The organism is Bacteroides faecium (genome assembly GCF_012113595.1).
GTDB classification, from domain to species: domain Bacteria; phylum Bacteroidota; class Bacteroidia; order Bacteroidales; family Bacteroidaceae; genus Bacteroides; species Bacteroides faecium.
Window position 1 is genome coordinate 1456755 of the sequence record NZ_CP050831.1, and the last position, 20441, is coordinate 1477195.

A 20441-nucleotide genomic window follows, 5' to 3' on the forward strand; every position below is an offset into this window, starting at 1 on the left:
ATTATTTTTGCCGCCGGTTTGTTACTAATTTGAAACAAAAAAGAATGAAGGTAAAGCAGGGCAACAAAGAATTGTTAGAAAAAGAGTTTGAAGAATTCTTTCAAGCAAATTATTCTCGTTTTTATTATTATGCCCTGCGATATATTCCTGATTCTGAGACTTGTAAGGATTTGGTTGGCGACTCGTTCCAATTTATGTGGGAGCGGATTGAAACTTTTCGGATGGATACGGCACTCACCTATATGTACACTCATTTACATCATCTCTGCATAGATTATCTTCGGCGTCAGGAAAAGCAGGAAGATAACAAACAGTCTTACTTGTCGATGCTTCGTGAGTGGAACGATGACGACCGACGGGAAAGTGAGGCGCGTATTGTTGTTATTATGCGATTGATAGAGGAAATGCCGCCCCTGACACGTACGGTGATGGAACAATGTTATGTTTATAAGAAAATGTATCGCGAAGTGGCACAGTTGACCGGTCTTTCGGAAAGTGGTGTGCGCAAACATGTGATGAAAGGGCTGAACATTATTCGGCAGTATTTTTCTGTAAAGTATAAAAAAGGTGGTAATTATAGTGACTAAAGTAATGTTTGATTCGTAGTAATTACGTGTAGTAGATAGAAATGCATTGATAGAATTATAAATATCATAGAAAAACAGCAAAAACTATATGAGTGAGCAAGATAATAAACAAGATAGTAACTGTTGTGAGGATTATCAGGACGTAAGTACTCCCCAGGAGGAGCGTTTGCAGTATGAGTGCGAGCAGGCATTTCTCCGTTTGCAGTTTGAAGAACCATCAGGCGCAGAGGAGTGGAAGAAGTTCAGCAGCCGTGTCCAGCAAGAAAAGAAGAAGTCCCGGAAACTCCGGTCATTTATATTGTTCTCCGTTTCCGCAGCAGCTTTGCTGATTGCTGTATTTTTACTGTGGAGCAATGTGGCGACTACGTTGCACGAGAAGCAAGTGGCAGTGTTGGTGAAGACGGAGCCGGTGAAACAGGCTTCCGTGATTGAGGAGGATATCTCTTCGGAAGAAAAGACAGAAACGCCTTTGCCAAATATCTCAAAGGCGAGGATTGAGAAAGAAGGGGTGGTGCTTTCGGCTACCGAAGCCGACTATACCCGTGCGTCTGTTGAAAAAGTATGCCGTAATATTGTCTCTATTCCCCGTGGGCAGGTTTATAAGATTGTGCTGAGTGACGGGACGGAAGTATGGATGAATGCATCCAGCCGCCTTTCTTTTCCTACACGTTTCTCCGGTTCCCGGCGTACTGTGACTCTTGAAGGAGAGGCGTATTTCAAGGTGGCGCGTGACGAACAGCATCCTTTTGTGATTATTACGGATAAAATGACGACTGAAGTGTTGGGAACGGAGTTCAATGTGAAAGCATATAAAGATTCTGAGGCACACGTCACGTTGGTGCAAGGTTCGGTGAAAGTACATCTTCCCGGAATTGACCGGGAAGTTCTGCTGGTTCCCGGCGATGACATTACCTGTACGGATGACGATTTTCAGGTTCACCAGGTGAATGTGAGCTATTATACTTATTGGATGGAAGGTTATTTCTATTATGATAATGTTCATCTGAGCGACATCCTGAAAGATTTGGGACGCTGGTATAACGTGACGATAGAGATGGAGCAGGATTCCTTGCTTGAAGAGCAGCGCCTTCATTTCGTTGCCGACAGGAGCGAGACCATAGACAGTGTCATTGAAAATCTGAACCTTTACCAATATCTTTCCGTAACAAAGGACGGAGAAAATAAAATAACTGTTCGTAAGCGCGAATAAATATCTTTTTTAGTTCATGTTTTATTAGTTTGGTGGACATTTTTGTTCATCAACGGGATTTTATTTTCTTTTTTTTATGATTGCGCCTGTTGTTCACAATGGATGAGGAAGTGTTTTAGAGCCTTTCTTTCTGATATGAAAAAAAGAAAATGACCGTCAGAATGAAAAAAATAATGTTTTGTTGGGACTATCTTGCTTAATCTTTCGTAGTAATATAAATTTTAATTTTTCAATATGTTGGATTTATGAAAGATTATTTAAGCGAGAGAGGAACTCTTTTGAATTCAATCGTGATAGCGTTGGTGGTCTTTTTGTTCGCCGGTTTGCCTGTAAGGCAAGCTTTAGCGCAGAATGGTTCGAAGAGGTTTGACTTAGTGTGTCATGACGAAGCTATGCCTTCTGTGTTGAAGAAAGTGGAGGAAGCTTCAGGGTTTAAAGTTCTGTTCACTTACAATGAAGTCCAGAACTTCAAGGTGACTATCAACCTGAAACAAAAAACGGTGGAAGAAGCTATGGTGGCTATCACTACTTCTTTTCCGCTTTCTTTCAGGATTAACGGCAAGTATGTGTCGGTCTTGTTGATAAAGCGGCAGGCTACGCGGAAAATCACGGGACAGGTGAAAGATGTTAATGGAGAGCCGCTTCCCGGGGTAAATGTCCGGACGGATGACCCGTCGGTAGGTGGTGCTACCGATATGGATGGGAAGTTTACTATTGCTGTGCCCGAAGGCAAGCAGGTAAAGACTGTACATTTTTCTTATATCGGTATGCAGAAGGTGTCTGTCCCCTTTGCCGGGAAGCCTCTTGCCATTGTGATGAAAGATGACGCACATGCGGTAGATGAAGTGGTGGTGACAGGTATTTTCGAACGGAAGAAAGAAGGGTTTACCGGTTCGGCTAATCGGATGTCCGGTGAGGAGATTCGTAAACTGACTTCGGGAAATGTCCTGAACGCCATTCAGATGCTTGACCCCGGTTTCCGGATGGAGGAGAGTATGATTTCCGGTTCCAATCCCAGTTCGGTTCCGAATTTCAATATGCGCGGACAGTCCAGCATGGGAGATTACTCTACGGATGAGACAATTATCATGCGTGGTGATGTGGATACTCGTCCCAATCAGCCATTGTTTGTGCTGGATGGTATCATTGGGGTAAGCGTGACAAAGATTATGGACTTGGATCCTGCCCAGATTGCCAGTGTCACTTTGCTGAAAGATGCTGCGGCGATGGCTATTTATGGTTCGCAGGCTTCCAATGGTGTAGTTGTCGTGGAGACGAAAGCGCCGGAAGCGGGCAAGTTGCGCGTCACCTACAATGGAAATTACAAAGTGGAATATCCTGATTTGACAGATTACAACCTGCTTAATGCAGCCGAAAAACTGGAGCTGGAAAGGCGTGCCGGGCTTTACGACGAGTATTACACGGGAGAATCGTCTGCCGGCAGGCTGGCGTCTTATGCCAACAAGCTCTATAATGTAAAGCGCGGGGTAAATACGTACTGGCTGTCACAGCCTTTGCAGACAGTGTTTGCTCATCGCCATGGCATTAACCTTGAAGGCGGTAATGAGAGTCTCCGTTATAAACTTTATGCGGGTATTAATGAGGCTCCCGGTGTGATGAAGCAGACAGGACTTAGCGGGAAGAGTGTCAGTCTGGACATTCGTTATCGTTACAAAGGATTGTTAATCAGTAATATTGCTTATGTGGATTATAACGTGTCCGACAGAACTTCTCCTTATGGAAGTTTTAAGGAGTATGCTTCGTTGAATCCGTATTATACGATACGCGACGAAAAGGGAAATATTCCCCTCTATCTGGAAGAACCTTTGGATATGTATGATTTCTCTTCCGGGAAATATGTGACAAATCCGATGTATAATACACTTTATAACACGAAAGACCGCAATACTGCTTTTGAAGTGCGTGACGCTTTCCGCGCTGAATATTCTCCGATGAGTAATTTGCGCCTTGCTATGGATCTTACTGTCACAAAGACCCAGTCGGATACGGATATTTTCAAGTCTGCCAATCATACTGAGTTTCAGACGGGAGAACTTTTACCGCTTGAGGACAGAGGGAGCTATCTGTGGAGTAATGCCACTTCGTTGCAGTACGATTTGGCTTTCACTGCCAGCTTCAATCAGATATGGAAAAACAAGCATCTGCTTTCTACTTTTTTCCGTTATAATGTGACCGAAACCAAGAATCATACAGCGGGTGTCAATGTGACGGGTTTTCCCAATGATAATATGGACGAAGTATTCTTGGGTGCGAAGATGAAAGAAACTACGGGAGATGAAAGTACTACACGTGCGTTGGGGGCGGTGGCTACCGTCAGTTATACATATGACCAGCGTTATGCTGTCGATGTGAACGGTCGTTTGGATGCTTCTTCTGAGTTTGGAAGCAATAACAGGCTTGCTCCGTTCTGGTCGACCGGCGCGCGCTGGAATCTCCACAAGGAGTCCTGGATTAGGAAGACGGGGATATTCGATGAATTGGTTTTGCGTGCCACTTACGGTGTGACCGGTGAGCAGGGATTCTCTGCCTATCAGGCATTGCAGATGTACTCTTACGCCAATAGTATGCGTATTTATCAAGGTTCGGACGTGGTGGGAACGATGCTCTACGGTATGGGAAATCCGGATCTGAAATGGCAGATTACGAACTCTTTCAATGCGGGAGTTGACTTTAGCATGTTCAAGAATAAGTTGAGCGGACGTTTTGAATACTACAATAAGTACACTAAGAATACGGTGCTTGATTATTCATTGCCGCCTTCTGTGGGATTTAGTACGATGAAAGATAATGTCGGTAATATCTCTAACGTCGGATATGAGTTCACCTTGCGTGTGATGCCTTATTACAATCCGTCCAAACAGATGAACTTTAGTATTATTGCCAACGGAAGCCACAATAAGAATAAAATTAAGAAAATTTCCAATGCCATGCGTGCACGTAATCAGGAGATGATGCAGGAAGACCCCGACAATCCGAACAAGCTGAGCCGTCCCATGCCTCGCTATGAAGAGGGATATTCACAAACAATGATTTGGACTGTCCGTTCATTGGGAATCGACCCTATCACCGGACGTGAAGTTTTTCTGGATCGTAATGGCAACCGCAAGAGTACGTGGGACGCATCCGACCAAGTGCCGATAGGGGATACCGAACCCGACCTGATGGGTACGTTGGGGGTAAACTTCAACTGGCGCGGACTTAGTGTCAGCGTAGCCGCCCGCTATAAGTTCGGCGGACAGGTGTATAACAAGACGCTGCTCGACAAAGTGGAGAATGCTGACATTTATAGTAATGTAGACCGTCGTGCTTATACCGAGCGTTGGCTCCAACCGGGTGATGTGGCAAAATACAAGTCCCTGTCGGAGACGGTAAACGGAAATACCACAAAAGCCAGTTCACGTTTTATCATGGATGATAACGAGCTGGTGCTGAACACTATTAATATTCAGTACCGCTTTGAGAAGCGTTACGACAAGTTCTTGGAGAGACTCGGGTTGAGTAGTGCCAGCGTAGGATTTTATATGGAAGACCTTTTTCACTGGTCTACGGTGAAAGTGGAGCGTGGTACGGAATATCCGATGTCACGTCAAGTATCCATGTCGCTGAATCTAACTTTTTAATTTATTTGCCTTATGAAGAAAATAATAAATATATCTGTATGTTGCCTGTTGCTGCTTGCCACTTCGTGTAGCGACTGGCTGGATGTAAATCCCAAGAACAATATAAAGGAAGAAGAACTGTTCAGTACTGAGCAGGGATTCAAGGAAGCGCTTACTGGTATTTATATGGCTATGTGTGATGTTTCGCTCTATGGCAGACAGTTGACTTATGGCTTTATGGATATTCTGGCACAGCGTTACGACACTCAGTCGGATACGGAAACGCTGGATTATACGCGGACGGACTGGTACACATTCCCGTCCAACCAGACAGAGAATTATACCAATAAATTCTGGGGCGGACATTATAATATCATAGCCAATATCAACAATTTCCTCACCAATCTTGAAACGAAAGGGAATGTTGTGACAAGCGACGGTTACCGGGACATTATGAAAGGTGAAATGCTGGGATTGCGCTCTTTTCTTTATTTCGACCTGCTTCGTATGTTCGGCCCTGTCTATAAAGATAATCCGTCTTCTCCCACTCTGCCTTACCGGACAGAATTCGACCGTTCCATAGTCCGGCTGATGCCTGCTTCTGAGCTGGTGGACAATCTTATTGCTACTCTGAAAGAAGCTGAAAGGTTGCTGGAAAATGATCCGATGAATATCTCTTTCCCGACAGCAGGTTCGTATGAGGAAGGGCTTGACCCTTTCCTGGACTATCGTTTCAACCGTATGAATAAGTTTGCCGTAAAGGCGGTCCTTGCCCGTGTTTACCTTTATAAGGGGGATGCACAATCTAAAGTATTGGCGGCGGATTATGCTGACCAGGTGATTAAGGCATCCAAGGGAAACAGCCACTTGTTCACGCTGGTTACGGATAATGCTACCGACCCCGTTTGTTCCACAGAACTTATATTCGCGTTGAGTATGGATTCCGAGAAGTACGATGACCAGATTGACTTGGATTTCAAAGCTGGGATGACCAATGCGTATTTTATCAAGAATAGGGACAGGGTTTACGAACTGTTCGATACGGAAGCCGACGGATATAATGATATGCGTATGAAGGAAGGACAGGGATTCACCATCTCCAATACCGGTTCATACATCCTTAAATTCAGACAGACCGGATTGTTTTCTCCGGCAATAGAAAACCTGATGCCGCTTATCCGCCTGCCGGAAATGTACTATATTCTTGCCGAATGTACGGCGGATTTGAGTGAATCGGCAGAAACGCTGTCTACTGTCAGAAGTGCCAGGGGGCTTTCCAACATAGAGGTTTTTGCCGGTGAAGACGAGAAGATGAAGGAAATAGAGAAAGAATACCGGAAGGAACTGTATGGAGAAGGACAGTTGTGGTATTTCTACAAACGGTTGGGATATAAAACGTTCCAATTTTGCCCTGTCAACAATATGACTGAAAGCAACTATCGTTTCCCTATTCCTGATGACGAGAAAGCTTTGGGAGGCATTTGATGATTAACAAATTATAAAGACGTTATGAAAACTATATATCACTTATATCTAACTGTGCTGGCTGTGCTTTTTTATTCTTCTTGTACGAAAGAAGAAGTACATTCTTTCATAGGAGAGCCTGCCATAAATTTTACCTCACAGGAGTATCAATTGGGGGATATGCCGAATAGCCAGGATGATCCGGACGATCCCAACCAGATGGGATATACTTCAAATTTTGCTGCTCATTATAAAAAGGGGCAATTCACGGACAAATATGATACTGTGTACGTGAAGGCTAAGTTGGAAGGAATGTTGCAGGAACATCCTTTGCGGGTGAATCTTGCTTATGAGTCGGTGGAAGGCTATGATACACCGACATTGGTATTGCCCAAGGACTCCGTCATCAAGGCGGGAGAATATTATGTAAGGATGGCGGTGCTGGTAGAACGTCCTGCTGTCTATAATAAGGAGTATCAGGTGAAAATCACTTTCGATTATGCAAATTCGGATGTAGTGGCTGGCTCTGAAGAGCGTCAGTCCATTATTTTGAAGGCATCGGACGAGTATGAAATCTCTCAGGAGAATATGGGGGTTGAAAGTGAAGAGGAGTGGAATAACGCGTTCGCCTCTTATATCGGCACTTACGGCCCGGTGAAAGTACGTTTTATTTTGTCTGTCTTTAAAGACCGTACTACTCAAATTTTTGTATATACCCCTTATGGATTTGGGATAGGCTTTGATAATCCTGATAATGTGGAAACATTGAAGGAAGCCTTGAACGTATATAATGCCAAACATGGGGCACTGACTGAGCCTGACGGCACCGTTGTTACATTTGAACCGGCAGAAGTGAAATAGAAAGAGGAGGAAACCATATGAAACTAATTTATACGATATTGACGGTACTTACATTATTGGCAGTAAGTTCTTGTTATGAAGATAAAGGCAACTACGATTATCAGCCTTACCACCGGGTATTGGTGGAAGTGGACAACAACTACGGAATCAAACAGCCGGAAGAAGCCATTGAATATACTATCACTCCTAAGGTGACATTGAGCGACGGTAGCACTGATTTGTCTGATATCTCATTTTTATGGAAGATGGACAGGAGAACCAATCAAGGCGGTGAGAAGTTTGGAGAAACGGTAAGTACCGGGCAAAGCGTCACTATCACGATAGACCCGAATGACACGAAGACGTTTTCTTATAATTATTATTTCCGTTTTTACGTGACGGACAATCAGACAGGAGTCACTGATATGTATCCTGTTAACCTGAAACTTATCAAACCTTTTGAAAATTCCTGGATAGTGTTGCATGATATCGACGGGCATGCGGAGTTGGGTAGTGTGGAATATGCTAATGGAGCAATGATTGTCACTCCCGACGCATTGACAAAGGAAAGGGCGAAAAATGAGGAGATAAAACAAGAGCCGCTTACCGGAAAATCCGTAGCATTGGGCAGGCGGCAAGTGCCTGTATCGAGTTATGAGGCTTCTAGCTGGCTGGGGTTGATTACTAATACACAGTTGTATGTAAGCACTACCAACCAAGAAGAGTCCGGCTTGCTGAATCAGGCGGAGAATTTTATATTGCTGGGTAATTGGGATCATATTATTTATCCCGGAGAAATAGAGGGTTTCGGCAGTGATGATGTAAGTTTCGGCAACAGCTATCAGGCAGGCTTCCTATGTAGTCATGGAAAAGTGTTCCAGGGGTGTATGTATAGTGTGCTGATGTATGGAATGTATCCGGACAATGAAGTGGCGGCGGCAGGCGATTATTATATCGAAAAAGCATATCCTGTTCCTACGGCGGGCATTGCTTTCGACAGCAAGAACCACCGCTTCTTGAAACTGAACATTCAAAGCCAGAATAACTGGTCGGGTAGTACACATACCGGTGCGGCGCCTTCTAAAAGGGGGACGATACAGGTTGTTCCGAATAATCCGAAGAATGCGGCTGATCCTTCCGCAGTCAATCCCGATTTGAAACTGGTAGACTTCACAGCCGGATATTGGTACGGTAAGTCTCTTATGGCGGCATGGCAACGTATGGCTGTAAATGCTTATTTGCTGAACGAAAATACAGGTAAGTCCTCAGTGTACGTATTCCACGGTTATCCTATGACGAATAGTAGTGACCCCGATGACATTCCGGTGACTAACTTGTATTCTATCGACACACCGGCTGGGGTGACAACAAACACGCCGATGACTTCAAGTTGGGAATACAGCAATATTCTGTTCTATGCCGTAGGTAATAAAATCTATAAATTGGATTTTGCTGTGACCGGAGGTAGTTCGACGGTTATTTACCAGCATCCTAATCCCAATGCGGAGATTTCTTGTTTGCAGATGGCTTATGAAGAAGCTCTGTATATAAGTGATATGCCGGATGGGACGGAAATCTACGGACATCCGTACGAGCGTACAATGGCTGCCGGAGTGAACTTGCCGGATGGCACCGGTGAAGTGGTGGTTCTTCAGTTGAACACAGCCGGAAAAGTGGATAATGATACAATGTATCCTGCCGTTCAGGAGCATAAGGGCTTCGGGAAGATTAAAGACGTGACATTTATTTAAGGGATTGGAGTTTTGGATGTGTAACTTATTTATTAAATTCTAAAATAGAACTATTTTTATGATGAATTCTTTGAAATTTTCTGGTTTGACAGCTGTTGCAGCTTCTTTTATCTGTTGCAATATGCTTGCTGGCACCGTAGATGGCAATAAGGTGCATCTCAAAGGGCAACTGGTGGACATGGGAACTACTGATGTTCCGATGCGCTTTGACGGGGCTGCTTCTATGCTGGGCGAAAGTCGTAATATCATGTTGAAAACGGATGCGGAAGGTAACTTCGACACTGTCATTGAACTTGATAAGCCTGCCTATTTTAATATAAACCGTAACACGGTATATCTGACTCCGGGTGATGATTTGACTATAAAAATCACACAGAATAATGGGGAAGCGGTGTTCAATGGAAAGGGAGCGGAAGCGAACGTATATATGAAAGGGCGTCTTTTCCCGCATGGCGGGTCTTTCCTTGAAAGTGGAGATAATATACGTGCTGATTTTGCCGCTACGCGGACTACTATCGACAGTCTGGCACGTATCCGGCGTGCACAGTTGGAAGCTTTGACAAACGTAAGCAAGGACTTCAAGGATATGGAGAATGCGCGTATCAATGCGGATATTGTAAACAGCTATTTGTCTTATCCTTCTTATTCCCGGCTTACTTCTGGAGTGAAGGATCGGGAGCAGGCTATGCAGAAAGTCGATTCTTTTTACAATACTCTGACTGAAGAGGTAAAGGAGCGGATTAAAAACTTGGTTGATGACAGGTATCTGGATGTGAATGTGGTGCGTAGTGTGCTGAGCCAGGTGAATGCTCCTTATTTGGCTTCTATGAAAACATGGACGGAAGGCATTGCTTTTACTCCGCGTATTCAAGCTTTGTTCAATTCTTCCGAATATGTAAATAAGTTGCGTCAGGAAGTGACAAATGAGTCGTTGTCTGAGATGAAGAATTTTGCCGATAATCTGCAGTATAAGGATTTTGCGGTCGAACTGAATGGCATGATAGTAAAGGCGAGCCGATTACTGAAAGGACAGCCGGCCATTGACTTTGAACTGACTGATACGGCGGGAGTTGTCCGCCATCTTTCCGATTTCAAGGGGAAAGTGCTCTATGTTGATTTTTGGGCTACATGGTGTGGCCCGTGTATTCAGGAATCTCCTCATTTCGAGTCGTTAAGTAAAGAATATGCTGGTAAGGATGTTGTTTTCCTGCCGGTTTCAACGGATGCGAACAAGAAAGCGTGGAAACGGTTCATTACCGCACATAAAAAAGAGCTTAGCCAATATAACAGTGTTGATAAGACAATGCACAGCGGCTGGTCTATTTATTATATTCCCCGTTTTGTCCTGATTGACAAGGATTTTAATATAGTCACTGCTTATGCGTCCCGCCCTTCTAACCCGGAAGCGAAAGAAATGATTGATTCATTGCTGAAATAAGAGACTGATAAGGGATGTTTTTTAAAAAGGATATGTCTCCGGTACTGAAGACCGGAACATATCCTTTTCTTATTTTTTTCTCTTTTCTGCGATAAACCTCGGCAGATAAGCCAGACAACCTATCAGTATTGCATACAGCAACTCAATATCCTGGAATTCGCGGTTGATGAAGTGGCAGACAATGGCGTAAATGGCAATCGTGAATCCGACATAGAGTGCCAGCACGAAAAGTGTTCTTACTTTCTTATTTAGAATCATTTTAAATATATTTATGTGTTAAATACGCGCCAAAGATACTCATTATCTCCGAAATCTCTTTATCTTTGCAACCGAAATGAAAGTGTGGACAGATTTGAGTAGCTTGCAACCACGGAAAAAAATGCTAAAACACGTCTTACCGACGCTTTGCGGTTTACTCCTTGCAGCACTCACCTCTCCTACCCTATTATTTTTAATTCTCAATTCTTAATTTTTAATTTAACAAAGATGGGATACTTATTTACATCCGAATCGGTGTCAGAAGGACACCCCGACAAGGTAGCCGATCAAATATCGGATGCCGTGCTTGACAAACTGTTGGCTTACGACCCCAGTTCGAAAGTAGCTTGCGAAACACTAGTGACTACCGGGCAAGTGGTGCTAGCGGGTGAAGTGAAAACAAAAGCGTACGTTGATCTCCAGTTCATCGCACGCGAAGTGATTAAGAAAATCGGCTATACCAAGGGAGAGTACATGTTCGAAAGTAACTCTTGTGGTGTATTGTCCGCTATTCATGAGCAAAGCCCCGATATCAACCGTGGTGTAGAGCGTCAGGATCCGATGGAACAGGGCGCGGGCGACCAAGGTATGATGTTCGGCTACGCAACAAATGAAACGGAAAACTACATGCCGCTTTCTCTTGATTTGGCACACCGCATTCTGCAAGTGCTGGCTGATATCCGTCGTGAAGGCAAGGTGATGACTTATCTCCGTCCCGATGCGAAAAGCCAGGTTACTATCGAATATGACGACAACGGAACCCCTGTCCGCATTGATACAATTGTTGTTTCTACGCAACATGATGACTTTATCCAGCCGGAAGATGACTCGCAAGCCGCTCAGTTGAAAGCTGACGAAGAAATGTTGTCTATCATCCGCCGTGATGTGATTGAGATTCTGATGCCTCGTGTGATTGCTTCTATCCATCATGACAAGGTATTGGCATTGTTCAATGATAAGATTGTCTATCATGTCAATCCTACCGGAAAGTTTGTTATCGGTGGCCCTCACGGAGATACCGGTCTGACAGGTCGTAAGATTATCGTTGATACTTACGGTGGCAAGGGTGCTCACGGTGGCGGTGCTTTCTCAGGAAAAGATCCTAGCAAGGTAGACCGCAGCGCGGCTTATGCGGCACGCCATATCGCTAAGAACATGGTGGCTGCAGGAGTAGCAGACGAAATGCTTGTACAGGTAAGTTATGCTATTGGTGTGGCTCGTCCGATTAACATATTTGTGGATACTTATGGCCGTTCTCATGTGAATATGACTGATGGCGAAATTGCCCGTATCATTGATCAGTTGTTCGACCTTCGTCCGAAAGCTATTGAGGAACGTTTAAAGCTCCGTAATCCTATTTATCAGGAAACTGCCGCTTATGGTCATATGGGACGTGAACCGCAAGTGGTTACGAAGAAATTCTCTTCCCGTTATGAGGGTGAGAAAACGGTAGACGTTGAGCTCTTTACATGGGAAAAGCTTGATTATGTTGATAAAATTAAAGCCGCTTTCGCTCTGTAAGTCTCTTTAGAGCCTGGCTTGTTGTATAAAAGAGTCACAATTTCACCTTCCTTTCACGGGAAGATGGGGTTGTGACTCTTGTTTTTTATAAGTTATATTTAAATAAATGTATTTTGGATACTAAGTACGTCTTGCGGGAATTTGCTACTTTTGCTTCATGAAACGAACAATTGCCAGATGAAAGTAAAGTATTTCTGTCTCAGACGCCATTTATTGGTCTTTTTATGCTTATTTATCGGTATAGGTGGTATTCTGTCGTCTATATCTTTGTCTTCTTGCTCTTCTTCTGTGAAGAATCCATTACTATTGTGTGCTGATTCATTAATGGAAGCACGTCCTGATAGTGCGTTATTTATATTGGAATCTATTTCTTCCCCACAAAAACTACCACGTACTGATAGGGCGCTTTATGCGTTGTTACTTACGCAAGCGAAGTATAAGAATTATATTCCTTTAGAGAATGATTCGTTGATAAAAACGGCTGTTGAGTACTATGGCGATAGAAAAAAGAGTTTGTATGCTGCAAAGGCTCATTATTATTGGGGAGCTACTTATCGGGATATGGGGTATACTTCTTTTGCTGTAGAAGAATACTTGACGGCAATTCGATTGATGCCTGTTAAAGATGAGTTCTTGGCGATGATATATGATAATTTGGCGGAATGCTATGAGGAAGAAGATTTGAGTAGTGTAGCAGCAGAGGCTTATCGCTCAGCTTATCAGATATTGAAAGGGAAAAGTGAACAAATATATCCACTGAGGGGTATTGCGCGTACATTTTTGTTGCAGAATGAGAAAGATAGTGCACTATACTATTATGAATATGCTCTTGATTGTGCATTGGCAGATCAAGATTCTAATCTGATAGGTGCACTTTATCATGATTTAGCTATGGTTTATAGTGAAGAAAAGGATTATATTCAAGCAGATAGATATATATCAAAAGCGATTGCAATAATGGATTATAATAGGTCTTTTAATGCTTGTTTATTAAAAGCAAAAGTTATGCTTAATTTGAATAAGATTGATTCTGCTAGCTATTTTTACTGCAGGAATATAGATCAGCTTGATATTTATGGTAAAGTTGCTTGTTATGACGGTATGTATCAGGTTGCGAAGAAAAAAGGTGAATGGAAGGTTGCAGCAGAAAATATTGATGCATATAAGATACTTTATGATTCAATTCAGGTGATTGCTGATAATGAGGAACTTAATCGACTTATGGATAAGCATCAATTGGAAGAGCATAAAAGAGTGTTGTCGGAGCGTACTAAAATATTAATTGGTAGTTTGATTGTTGCATTTCTTTCTTTGATGGTTATATGTGTTTTTTCCTTTATGTGGAATGATAGGAAACGAAAAAAGCGTTATATAGCTTTGCAACATGAGTTAACTCAAAAACGAGTAGATACTATGTTACTAAAAGAGGAAGACGTTTCTGAGTCCAATAAGGAACTTGTTAATAAGAAAATGTCCGAGTTGAGAGAACAACAGTTTCAATTATGTGTGTCTGTGTTTCAGAATACTGATTATTACAGTAAAATGGAAGCTTTGGAGAAAGCGACTCCTAAGCAATTATTAGTGATGCGTAATTTGAGAGCGGAGATGCACGCTGTTATATGCAAAACATTTATTGATGTGATGACGAATTTGCAAGAATGTTGTCCAACTTTAACTCATGACGATTTGTTTTATTGTATTCTTTCCAAACTTCATTGTTCCAAAACTGTTATTATGGAATTAATGGATACTACATCAGATGCTCTTAAAACACGTAAGAATCGTATTAAGAATAAAATGGATGCAGGGATGTTTGAATATGTATTTAGCATTGATAATCTGTAAAATATAGTGTCCTGTTACCATTGTTACCACATAAAAATCGTTTTTTTTATATCAACTATGTATTTTTGGGGCGAAATTTTAAACTCAATTTATTATGAAAGCTAAATTCTTACTTCTGTTATTGTTGACCATTTTACTTCAGGTAAACACAACTTCCTTTGCACGAGAAATGAAATCTTTGCGTCAGATTGAACTAAGAAATAAAACTCAGGCACAACATAGATCTATTCCTATTATACCTATTGCTTTTGTTGAAAGCCCAATGGTAACCATTGATCTTGTTATACCTGTTACTTCTGTAACAATCATCATAAAAGATGCAGAAACGGAAGAAGTTGTTTATTCATCTACTGATTTGAATGTACAAAAGGTTAATATTAATCTTGCAGGTGAAGAGAAAGGTAAGTATATTGTAGAAATACAACTTCCGACTGAAACCTATGCCGGAGAGTTTGAATTAGACTAATCTCTGTAATAGATATATTTGCAACTAGATAAATATACCTAAATTATTAACTATTAAGGCCCCGCTATTGAATATATAGTGCATTGCTGAAACGGCGATTGGCGATTAGATGTTGACCGAAAGGGGAAAGAATCGGTTATTTTGACTCGTGGGTTTAATGTTCCTTGCGAAAGGCATATAATAGTTATTAGGTATATTTTGAAAATAAAATCACTTATAATAATTGCTTTGCTGAAAGCTGGTAGGGTGTTCGAACAAACTGGTTATTCGAATAAAAGTTCATTCAGCGGCAATTAGATACATCTGTTTGCAGATGCGATATCTGCAATAGATGTATTCTCTGTGAGAAAGGCTCTTGGACTTCTGATTCAGAAGTCCAAGATTTTTTTTTGAGCGTAATAGGCCAGTATGCTCAATCAGTATGCTCAATATGAGAAAGCAGGTATATCTGTTATCTCTGATTAAGATAAATGTGAATAACAGAATTTTTTCGTAATTTTGCGCCTACGATATAAAAAACTCATGGATAGTGTGATGAAGATGAACCAAATAAACTCCGTATGCGTATATAGTGCTTCCAGTACCAAGATAGATTCCGTCTACTTTCAAGCAGCCGAAGAACTCGGCCGTTTGCTTGCCGAACATCATATTCGTTTGATTAACGGAGCCGGTAGTATCGGATTGATGTGCTCTGTGGCAGATGCAGTCTTGAAGAATGGTGGAGAAGTGACCGGAGTAATCCCTCATTTTATGGTAGAGCAGAACTGGCATCATACAGGATTGACAGAACTGATTGAAGTGGAATCCATGCACGAGCGCAAGCGGAAGATGGCGAATTTGAGTGATGGCATCATTGCACTGCCGGGCGGATGCGGAACGCTTGAAGAACTGCTTGAGATTATTACCTGGAAGCAATTGGGATTATATCTTAATCCTATTATTATTCTCAATGTAAACGGGTTCTTTGATCCACTGCTGGAAATGCTGGAAAAGGCTATTGAGGAGAACTTTATGCGTCAACAGCATGGAGATATATGGAAAGTGGCCCGGACACCTGAAGAAGCCGTAGAATTGCTTTATGAGACTCCGGTGTGGGATGTTTCCATTCGTAAATTCGCAGCCATATGATAGGCGATACGCTAAGTATCCAACGCGCTGATACTCTGCCGCTATTCCAACAAGGGCAGACTGCCTCGGCAAAGGCGGATAGTGATAGTTTGCAATTGACTGCGGCTCATACTGCGCAGGAAGTTGAATCAGGCTTTGAGGGGACCCCTATCCCCTATTCTCCCCGTACGGATGACGCAATCTCGTTGACGTTGCTGGCTTGCTTCTTCCTTTCTTCCATCGCTTTGGCACGTGGAAAGAGATTTCTTTCGCAGCAAGTGAAAGACTTTGTGCTGCATCGGGAGCGGACGAGCATCTTTGATAGCTCCACGGCGGCTGACATGCGCTATCTTCTTGTACTCGTATTGCAAACCTGCGTGTTGGCAGGAATCACATTTTTTAATTATTTTCATGATACTTGTCCTGCTCTGATGAACCATGTGTCCCCTCTCCTTTTACTCGGAATTTATGTCGGTCTTTGCTTGGCATATTTCTTACTAAAATGGTTGCTTTACATGTTCTTGGGATGGACTTTTTTTGATGAAAATAGGACAAATCTATGGTTGGAATCTTATTCTACACTCATATATTATGCTGGATTTGCCCTTTTCCCGTTCGTACTTTTTCTAGTTTATTTTGATCTAAGTCTTATCAATTTGATTGTAATTGGTTCAATTATTCTAATTTTCGCTAAAATATTGATGTTTTATAAGTGGATAAAGCTTTTTTTTCATCAATTTAGTGGCCTTTTCCTTTTAATTGTGTACTTTTGCGCTCTAGAAATAGTACCTTGTCTGCTACTCTACCAAGGTATGATTCAAATGAACAATATTTTGCTAATAAAATTTTAGGACGTTGAAAATTACAAAAGTACTAGTGTCGCAGCCTAAGCCTGCGTCAGAGAAATCTCCCTATTACGACATAGCTGAGAGGTATGGCGTAAAAATAGATTTCCGGCCGTTTATTAAGGTTGAAAGTCTTTCGGCGAAAGAATTTCGGCAACAGAAAATTTCGATTCTCGACCACACTGCCGTTATATTCACTTCGCGTCATGCTATTGACCACTTTTTCAGTTTATGTACCGAAATGCGTGTCGCTATTCCCGAGACAATGAAGTATTTCTGCGTGACGGAGGCGGTGGCATTGTACATCCAGAAGTATGTACAGTACCGCAAGCGTAAAATCTTCTTTGGCGCTACCGGAAAGATTGAAGATCTCGTTCCTTCCATCGTGAAGCACAAGACAGAGAAATACCTCGTCCCAATGTCGGACGTACACAATGATGATGTGAAAAATCTGCTCGACAAGAATGGTATTCAGCATACAGAAGCTGTGATGTACCGTACGGTGAGCAACGACTTCACGTCAGAAGAAGAGTTTGATTATGATATGTTGGTGTTCTTCAGCCCGGCAGGAGTGACTTCTTTGAAGAAAAACTTCCCCGATTTTAATCAGAAAGAGATTAAGATCGGAACTTTCGGTTCCACTACCGCACAAGCTGTACGTGATGCCGGACTTCGTCTGGACCTTGAAGCGCCTACGGTGCAGGCTCCGTCAATGACTGCCGCACTTGACATGTTTATCAAGGAAAACAATAAATAAACAGAGTGGGTATATATACTTTGTGCAAAGCCGAAAGGCTGAACAGTAAAATACAGATCGGAAAGATGTTTGAGGGCGGCGTTTCGAAGTCGTTTTCCATCTTTCCGATACGTGTTGTATATATGCCCGTCGAACAAGGCGAGGTCTCGGCTTCCATACTGATCAGCGTATCGAAACGGCGGTTCAAACGGGCGGTAAAGCGCAATCGGGTGAAACGTCAGATACGTGAAGCCTACCGGAAAAACAAAGAATTTCTGATAGGTGAGCTGCAACGCCGGGAACAGCGTCTGGCTATCGCCTTTATCTATCTGTCGGACGAGCTTATAGCTACTGCCGAATTGGAAGAGAAAATGAAAATAGCGCTTTTGCGCATCTCCGAAAAACTATCCTCATGAAATCCCGTGGTTCCGGGATATCCGCTATGTGGGTATCTGTGAAAGGATTTTTAAGCAGGATGTTTTCGCTCCTGTTACTTATCCCCATCTATTTTTACCGGATTTGTATATCTCCGCTGACACCCCCTTCATGCCGGTTTACGCCGACCTGCTCGGCTTATGCAGTCGAAGCGATTAAGAAGCATGGCCCCGTGAAAGGGTTTTATCTGACTGTGCGGCGTATCCTGCGATGTCACCCCTGGGGTGGCTCCGGCTATGACCCTGTGCCTTGAAATAACTAAAATAAAGAATCAGATATGGAAGGAAAGATGATTGATACTATTCTGGATATTCATACTCATAGACAGGAAGCCGATTCTGAAAGTAAATCCATCATCAATTATCGGTTATTGGAAGATTCGTCTTTTCAAGAAGACTGTTATTATTCTGTCGGTATCCATCCATGGAAGCTGACAGTGGCTAATTTCGACCGACAACTTGATTTTCTTATCGAACAATTGCCGAATAAACAGGTAGTGGCTATAGGAGAGGCCGGGCTGGATAAACTGACAGAGGCTTCGATGGCGCTTCAGACACTGGCATTTGTAATGCAGATACAACTGTCTGAAACATACGGTTTGCCGTTGATAATCCACTGTGTGAAAGCGATGGAGCAACTTTTGGCAGCAAAGAAGCGGTTTCAACCCAAGCAACCTTGGATATGGCACGGCTTCCGGGGAAAGCCTGAGCAGGCGACACAGTTGCTGAAACAGGGATTCTATCTCTCATTAGGCGAACATTATCCCGATGAAACAATGAAGCTGATACCCGACGAACGCTTATTTTTGGAGACAGACGAAAGTTCGCTTGATATTGAAGACATCCTGTGCCGGGCAGCCGAAGTGCGTGGAGTGGGAGTGAAGGCATTGCGCGAGACAATCCGTAGAAATATTCAAAATGTCTTTTTTAAGGCGTAAGAGTTGTATCTTCCGAGAAAGAGTCGTACTTTTGCCGCATATCGGATTAAGAAGACAATAAAAACCTAATAATAAAAGAGTAATACGATGAATTTTGTAGAAGAATTGAGATGGCGTGGCATGTTGCAGGACATCATGCCGGGAACGGAAGAGTTGTTGAGCAAAGAACAGGTGACAGCATATATCGGTTTTGACCCGACAGCCGATTCTTTGCACATCGGTCACCTTTGCAGTGTGATGATTTTGCGCCATTTCCAGCGTTGCGGACATAAGCCGTTGGTGCTGATCGGCGGTGCTACGGGTATGATCGGTGACCCTTCCGGGAAGTCGGCAGAACGGAATTTGCTGACAGAGGATACCTTGCATCTCAACATGGAAGGCATGAAGAAACAGTTGAGCAAGTTCCTTAACTTTGATTCTGATGCACCCAATCATGCGGAAATGGTGAACAACTACGACTGGATGAAAGAGTTCAGCTTCCTTGATTTTGTCCGTGAAGTAGGGAAACATATCACCGTGAACTATATGATGGCGAAAGATTCTGTAAAACGTCGTCTGAATGGTGAGGCGCGTGACGGATTGTCATTTACTGAGTTCACTTATCAGTTGCTTCAAGGATATGACTTCCTTCATTTATATGAAACAAAAGGTTGTAAACTGCAGATGGGTGGTTCCGACCAGTGGGGAAATATCACTACCGGTGCCGAATTGATTCGTCGTACGAACGGGGGAGAGGTTTTCGCATTGACTAGTCCGCTGATTACAAAGGCTGACGGTGGCAAGTTTGGTAAGACAGAATCCGGAAATATCTGGCTGGATCCCCGTTATACTTCTCCATATAAGTTCTACCAGTTCTGGCTGAATGTAAGTGATGCTGATGCCGAACGTTATATCAAGATCTTCACTTCCATCGAAAAAGAAGAAATTGAAGCATTGATTGCCGAACATCAGGCAGCTCCACACTTGCGTATCCTTCAGAAGCGTCTTGCCAAGGAAGTGACTGTGATGGTTCACTCGGAAGAAGATTACAACGCAGCGGTAGACGCATCCAACATTCTGTTTGGTAATGCCACTTCCGACGCTTTGCGCAAATTGGACGAAGACACATTGCTGGCTGTATTCGAAGGAGTACCCCAATTTGAAATTTCCCGTGATGCATTGGTAGAAGGAGTGAAGGCAGTAGACCTATTTGTCGATAATGCGGCTGTATTTGCTTCGAAAGGTGAAATGCGTAAGTTGGTTCAAGGCGGCGGCGTTTCGTTGAATAAAGAGAAGCTGGCGGCTTTTGACCAGGTAATTACAACTGCTGACCTGCTCGATGAGAAATATCTGCTTGTTCAGCGCGGTAAAAAGAACTATTATCTGCTGATTGCGAAGTAAT

General features: G+C 42.9%; 18 protein-coding genes. 17 read left to right on the plus strand and 1 reads right to left on the minus strand.

Going from position 1 to position 20441, the window contains the following annotated elements:
• The first annotated feature begins 44 nt into the window (after positions 1 to 44).
• From BacF7301_RS05160 to BacF7301_RS05190, 7 genes are all read left to right on the plus strand, one after another.
• Positions 45 to 587, plus strand: a complete 543-nt coding sequence (locus tag BacF7301_RS05160) for a sigma-70 family RNA polymerase sigma factor (protein ID WP_167960849.1) — start codon at positions 45 to 47, stop codon at positions 585 to 587.
• Between the two features lie 88 nt (positions 588 to 675).
• The gene (locus BacF7301_RS05165) at positions 676 to 1797 is read left to right on the plus strand and encodes a FecR family protein (protein WP_167960851.1); all 1122 of its coding nucleotides are present in this window, start codon (positions 676 to 678) and stop codon (positions 1795 to 1797) included.
• Positions 1798 to 2042: 245 nt separating this feature from the next.
• A complete protein-coding gene (locus tag BacF7301_RS05170; protein ID WP_167960853.1) occupies positions 2043 to 5438 on the plus strand; it encodes a SusC/RagA family TonB-linked outer membrane protein in 3396 nt (1131 codons plus the stop codon).
• Between the two features lie 12 nt (positions 5439 to 5450).
• Positions 5451 to 6902 (plus strand): RagB/SusD family nutrient uptake outer membrane protein, encoded by a 1452-nt coding sequence (locus BacF7301_RS05175; protein WP_167960855.1) that lies wholly within the window; start codon positions 5451 to 5453, stop codon positions 6900 to 6902.
• 24 nt (positions 6903 to 6926) lie between these two features.
• A complete protein-coding gene (locus BacF7301_RS05180) occupies positions 6927 to 7742 on the plus strand; it encodes a hypothetical protein (RefSeq protein ID WP_167960857.1) in 816 nt (271 codons plus the stop codon).
• Between the two features lie 17 nt (positions 7743 to 7759).
• A complete protein-coding gene (locus BacF7301_RS05185; RefSeq protein WP_167960859.1) occupies positions 7760 to 9472 on the plus strand; it encodes a PKD-like family lipoprotein in 1713 nt (570 codons plus the stop codon).
• A 58-nt stretch (positions 9473 to 9530) separates the two neighbouring features.
• Entirely contained in the window at positions 9531 to 10910 is a 1380-nt protein-coding gene (locus BacF7301_RS05190; protein ID WP_245208355.1) for a TlpA family protein disulfide reductase, read from the plus strand.
• A gap of 69 nt (positions 10911 to 10979) precedes the next feature.
• On the opposite strand, the gene BacF7301_RS05195 is transcribed toward BacF7301_RS05190, so the two are convergent.
• The gene (locus BacF7301_RS05195; protein ID WP_167960861.1) at positions 10980 to 11168 is read right to left on the minus strand and encodes a hypothetical protein; all 189 of its coding nucleotides are present in this window, start codon (positions 11166 to 11168) and stop codon (positions 10980 to 10982) included.
• Between the two features lie 228 nt (positions 11169 to 11396).
• On the opposite strand from BacF7301_RS05195, the gene metK reads away from it, so the two are divergent.
• The 10 genes from metK (at position 11397) to tyrS (ending at position 20440) form a co-directional block, all read left to right on the plus strand.
• Positions 11397 to 12689: a methionine adenosyltransferase gene (metK, locus tag BacF7301_RS05200; protein WP_167960863.1), complete on the plus strand. Its 1293-nt coding sequence runs from the start codon at positions 11397 to 11399 to the stop codon at positions 12687 to 12689.
• A 324-nt stretch (positions 12690 to 13013) separates the two neighbouring features.
• Positions 13014 to 14534 (plus strand): tetratricopeptide repeat protein, encoded by a 1521-nt coding sequence (locus tag BacF7301_RS05205; protein ID WP_167967108.1) that lies wholly within the window; start codon positions 13014 to 13016, stop codon positions 14532 to 14534.
• Positions 14535 to 14628: 94 nt separating this feature from the next.
• Positions 14629 to 15000 carry a DUF3244 domain-containing protein gene (locus BacF7301_RS05210; RefSeq protein ID WP_167960865.1) on the plus strand — a complete coding sequence of 124 codons (372 nt, stop codon included), beginning with the start codon at positions 14629 to 14631 and terminating at the stop codon, positions 14998 to 15000.
• 540 nt (positions 15001 to 15540) lie between these two features.
• Complete coding sequence (locus tag BacF7301_RS05215) at positions 15541 to 16128, plus strand: LOG family protein (RefSeq protein WP_167967109.1); 588 nt, start codon at positions 15541 to 15543, stop codon at positions 16126 to 16128.
• Positions 16125 to 16958 carry a DUF4271 domain-containing protein gene (locus tag BacF7301_RS05220; protein WP_167960867.1) on the plus strand — a complete coding sequence of 278 codons (834 nt, stop codon included), beginning with the start codon at positions 16125 to 16127 and terminating at the stop codon, positions 16956 to 16958. The genes BacF7301_RS05215 and BacF7301_RS05220 overlap by 4 nt, the downstream gene beginning before the upstream one ends.
• 4 nt (positions 16959 to 16962) lie before the next feature.
• Entirely contained in the window at positions 16963 to 17709 is a 747-nt protein-coding gene (locus BacF7301_RS05225; protein ID WP_167960868.1) for a uroporphyrinogen-III synthase, read from the plus strand.
• Positions 17710 to 17714: 5 nt separating this feature from the next.
• Positions 17715 to 18104 carry a ribonuclease P protein component gene (gene rnpA / locus BacF7301_RS05230; protein ID WP_209319503.1) on the plus strand — a complete coding sequence of 130 codons (390 nt, stop codon included), beginning with the start codon at positions 17715 to 17717 and terminating at the stop codon, positions 18102 to 18104.
• 26 nt (positions 18105 to 18130) lie between these two features.
• Complete coding sequence (gene yidD / locus BacF7301_RS05235) at positions 18131 to 18376, plus strand: membrane protein insertion efficiency factor YidD (RefSeq protein ID WP_167967111.1); 246 nt, start codon at positions 18131 to 18133, stop codon at positions 18374 to 18376.
• Between the two features lie 24 nt (positions 18377 to 18400).
• Positions 18401 to 19060: a TatD family hydrolase gene (locus BacF7301_RS05240; RefSeq protein ID WP_167960870.1), complete on the plus strand. Its 660-nt coding sequence runs from the start codon at positions 18401 to 18403 to the stop codon at positions 19058 to 19060.
• 87 nt (positions 19061 to 19147) lie between these two features.
• On the plus strand, positions 19148 to 20440 hold the full coding sequence (tyrS, locus tag BacF7301_RS05245; RefSeq protein ID WP_167960872.1) for a tyrosine--tRNA ligase: 1293 nt from the start codon (positions 19148 to 19150) through the stop codon (positions 20438 to 20440).
• Position 20441 lies beyond the last annotated feature (1 nt).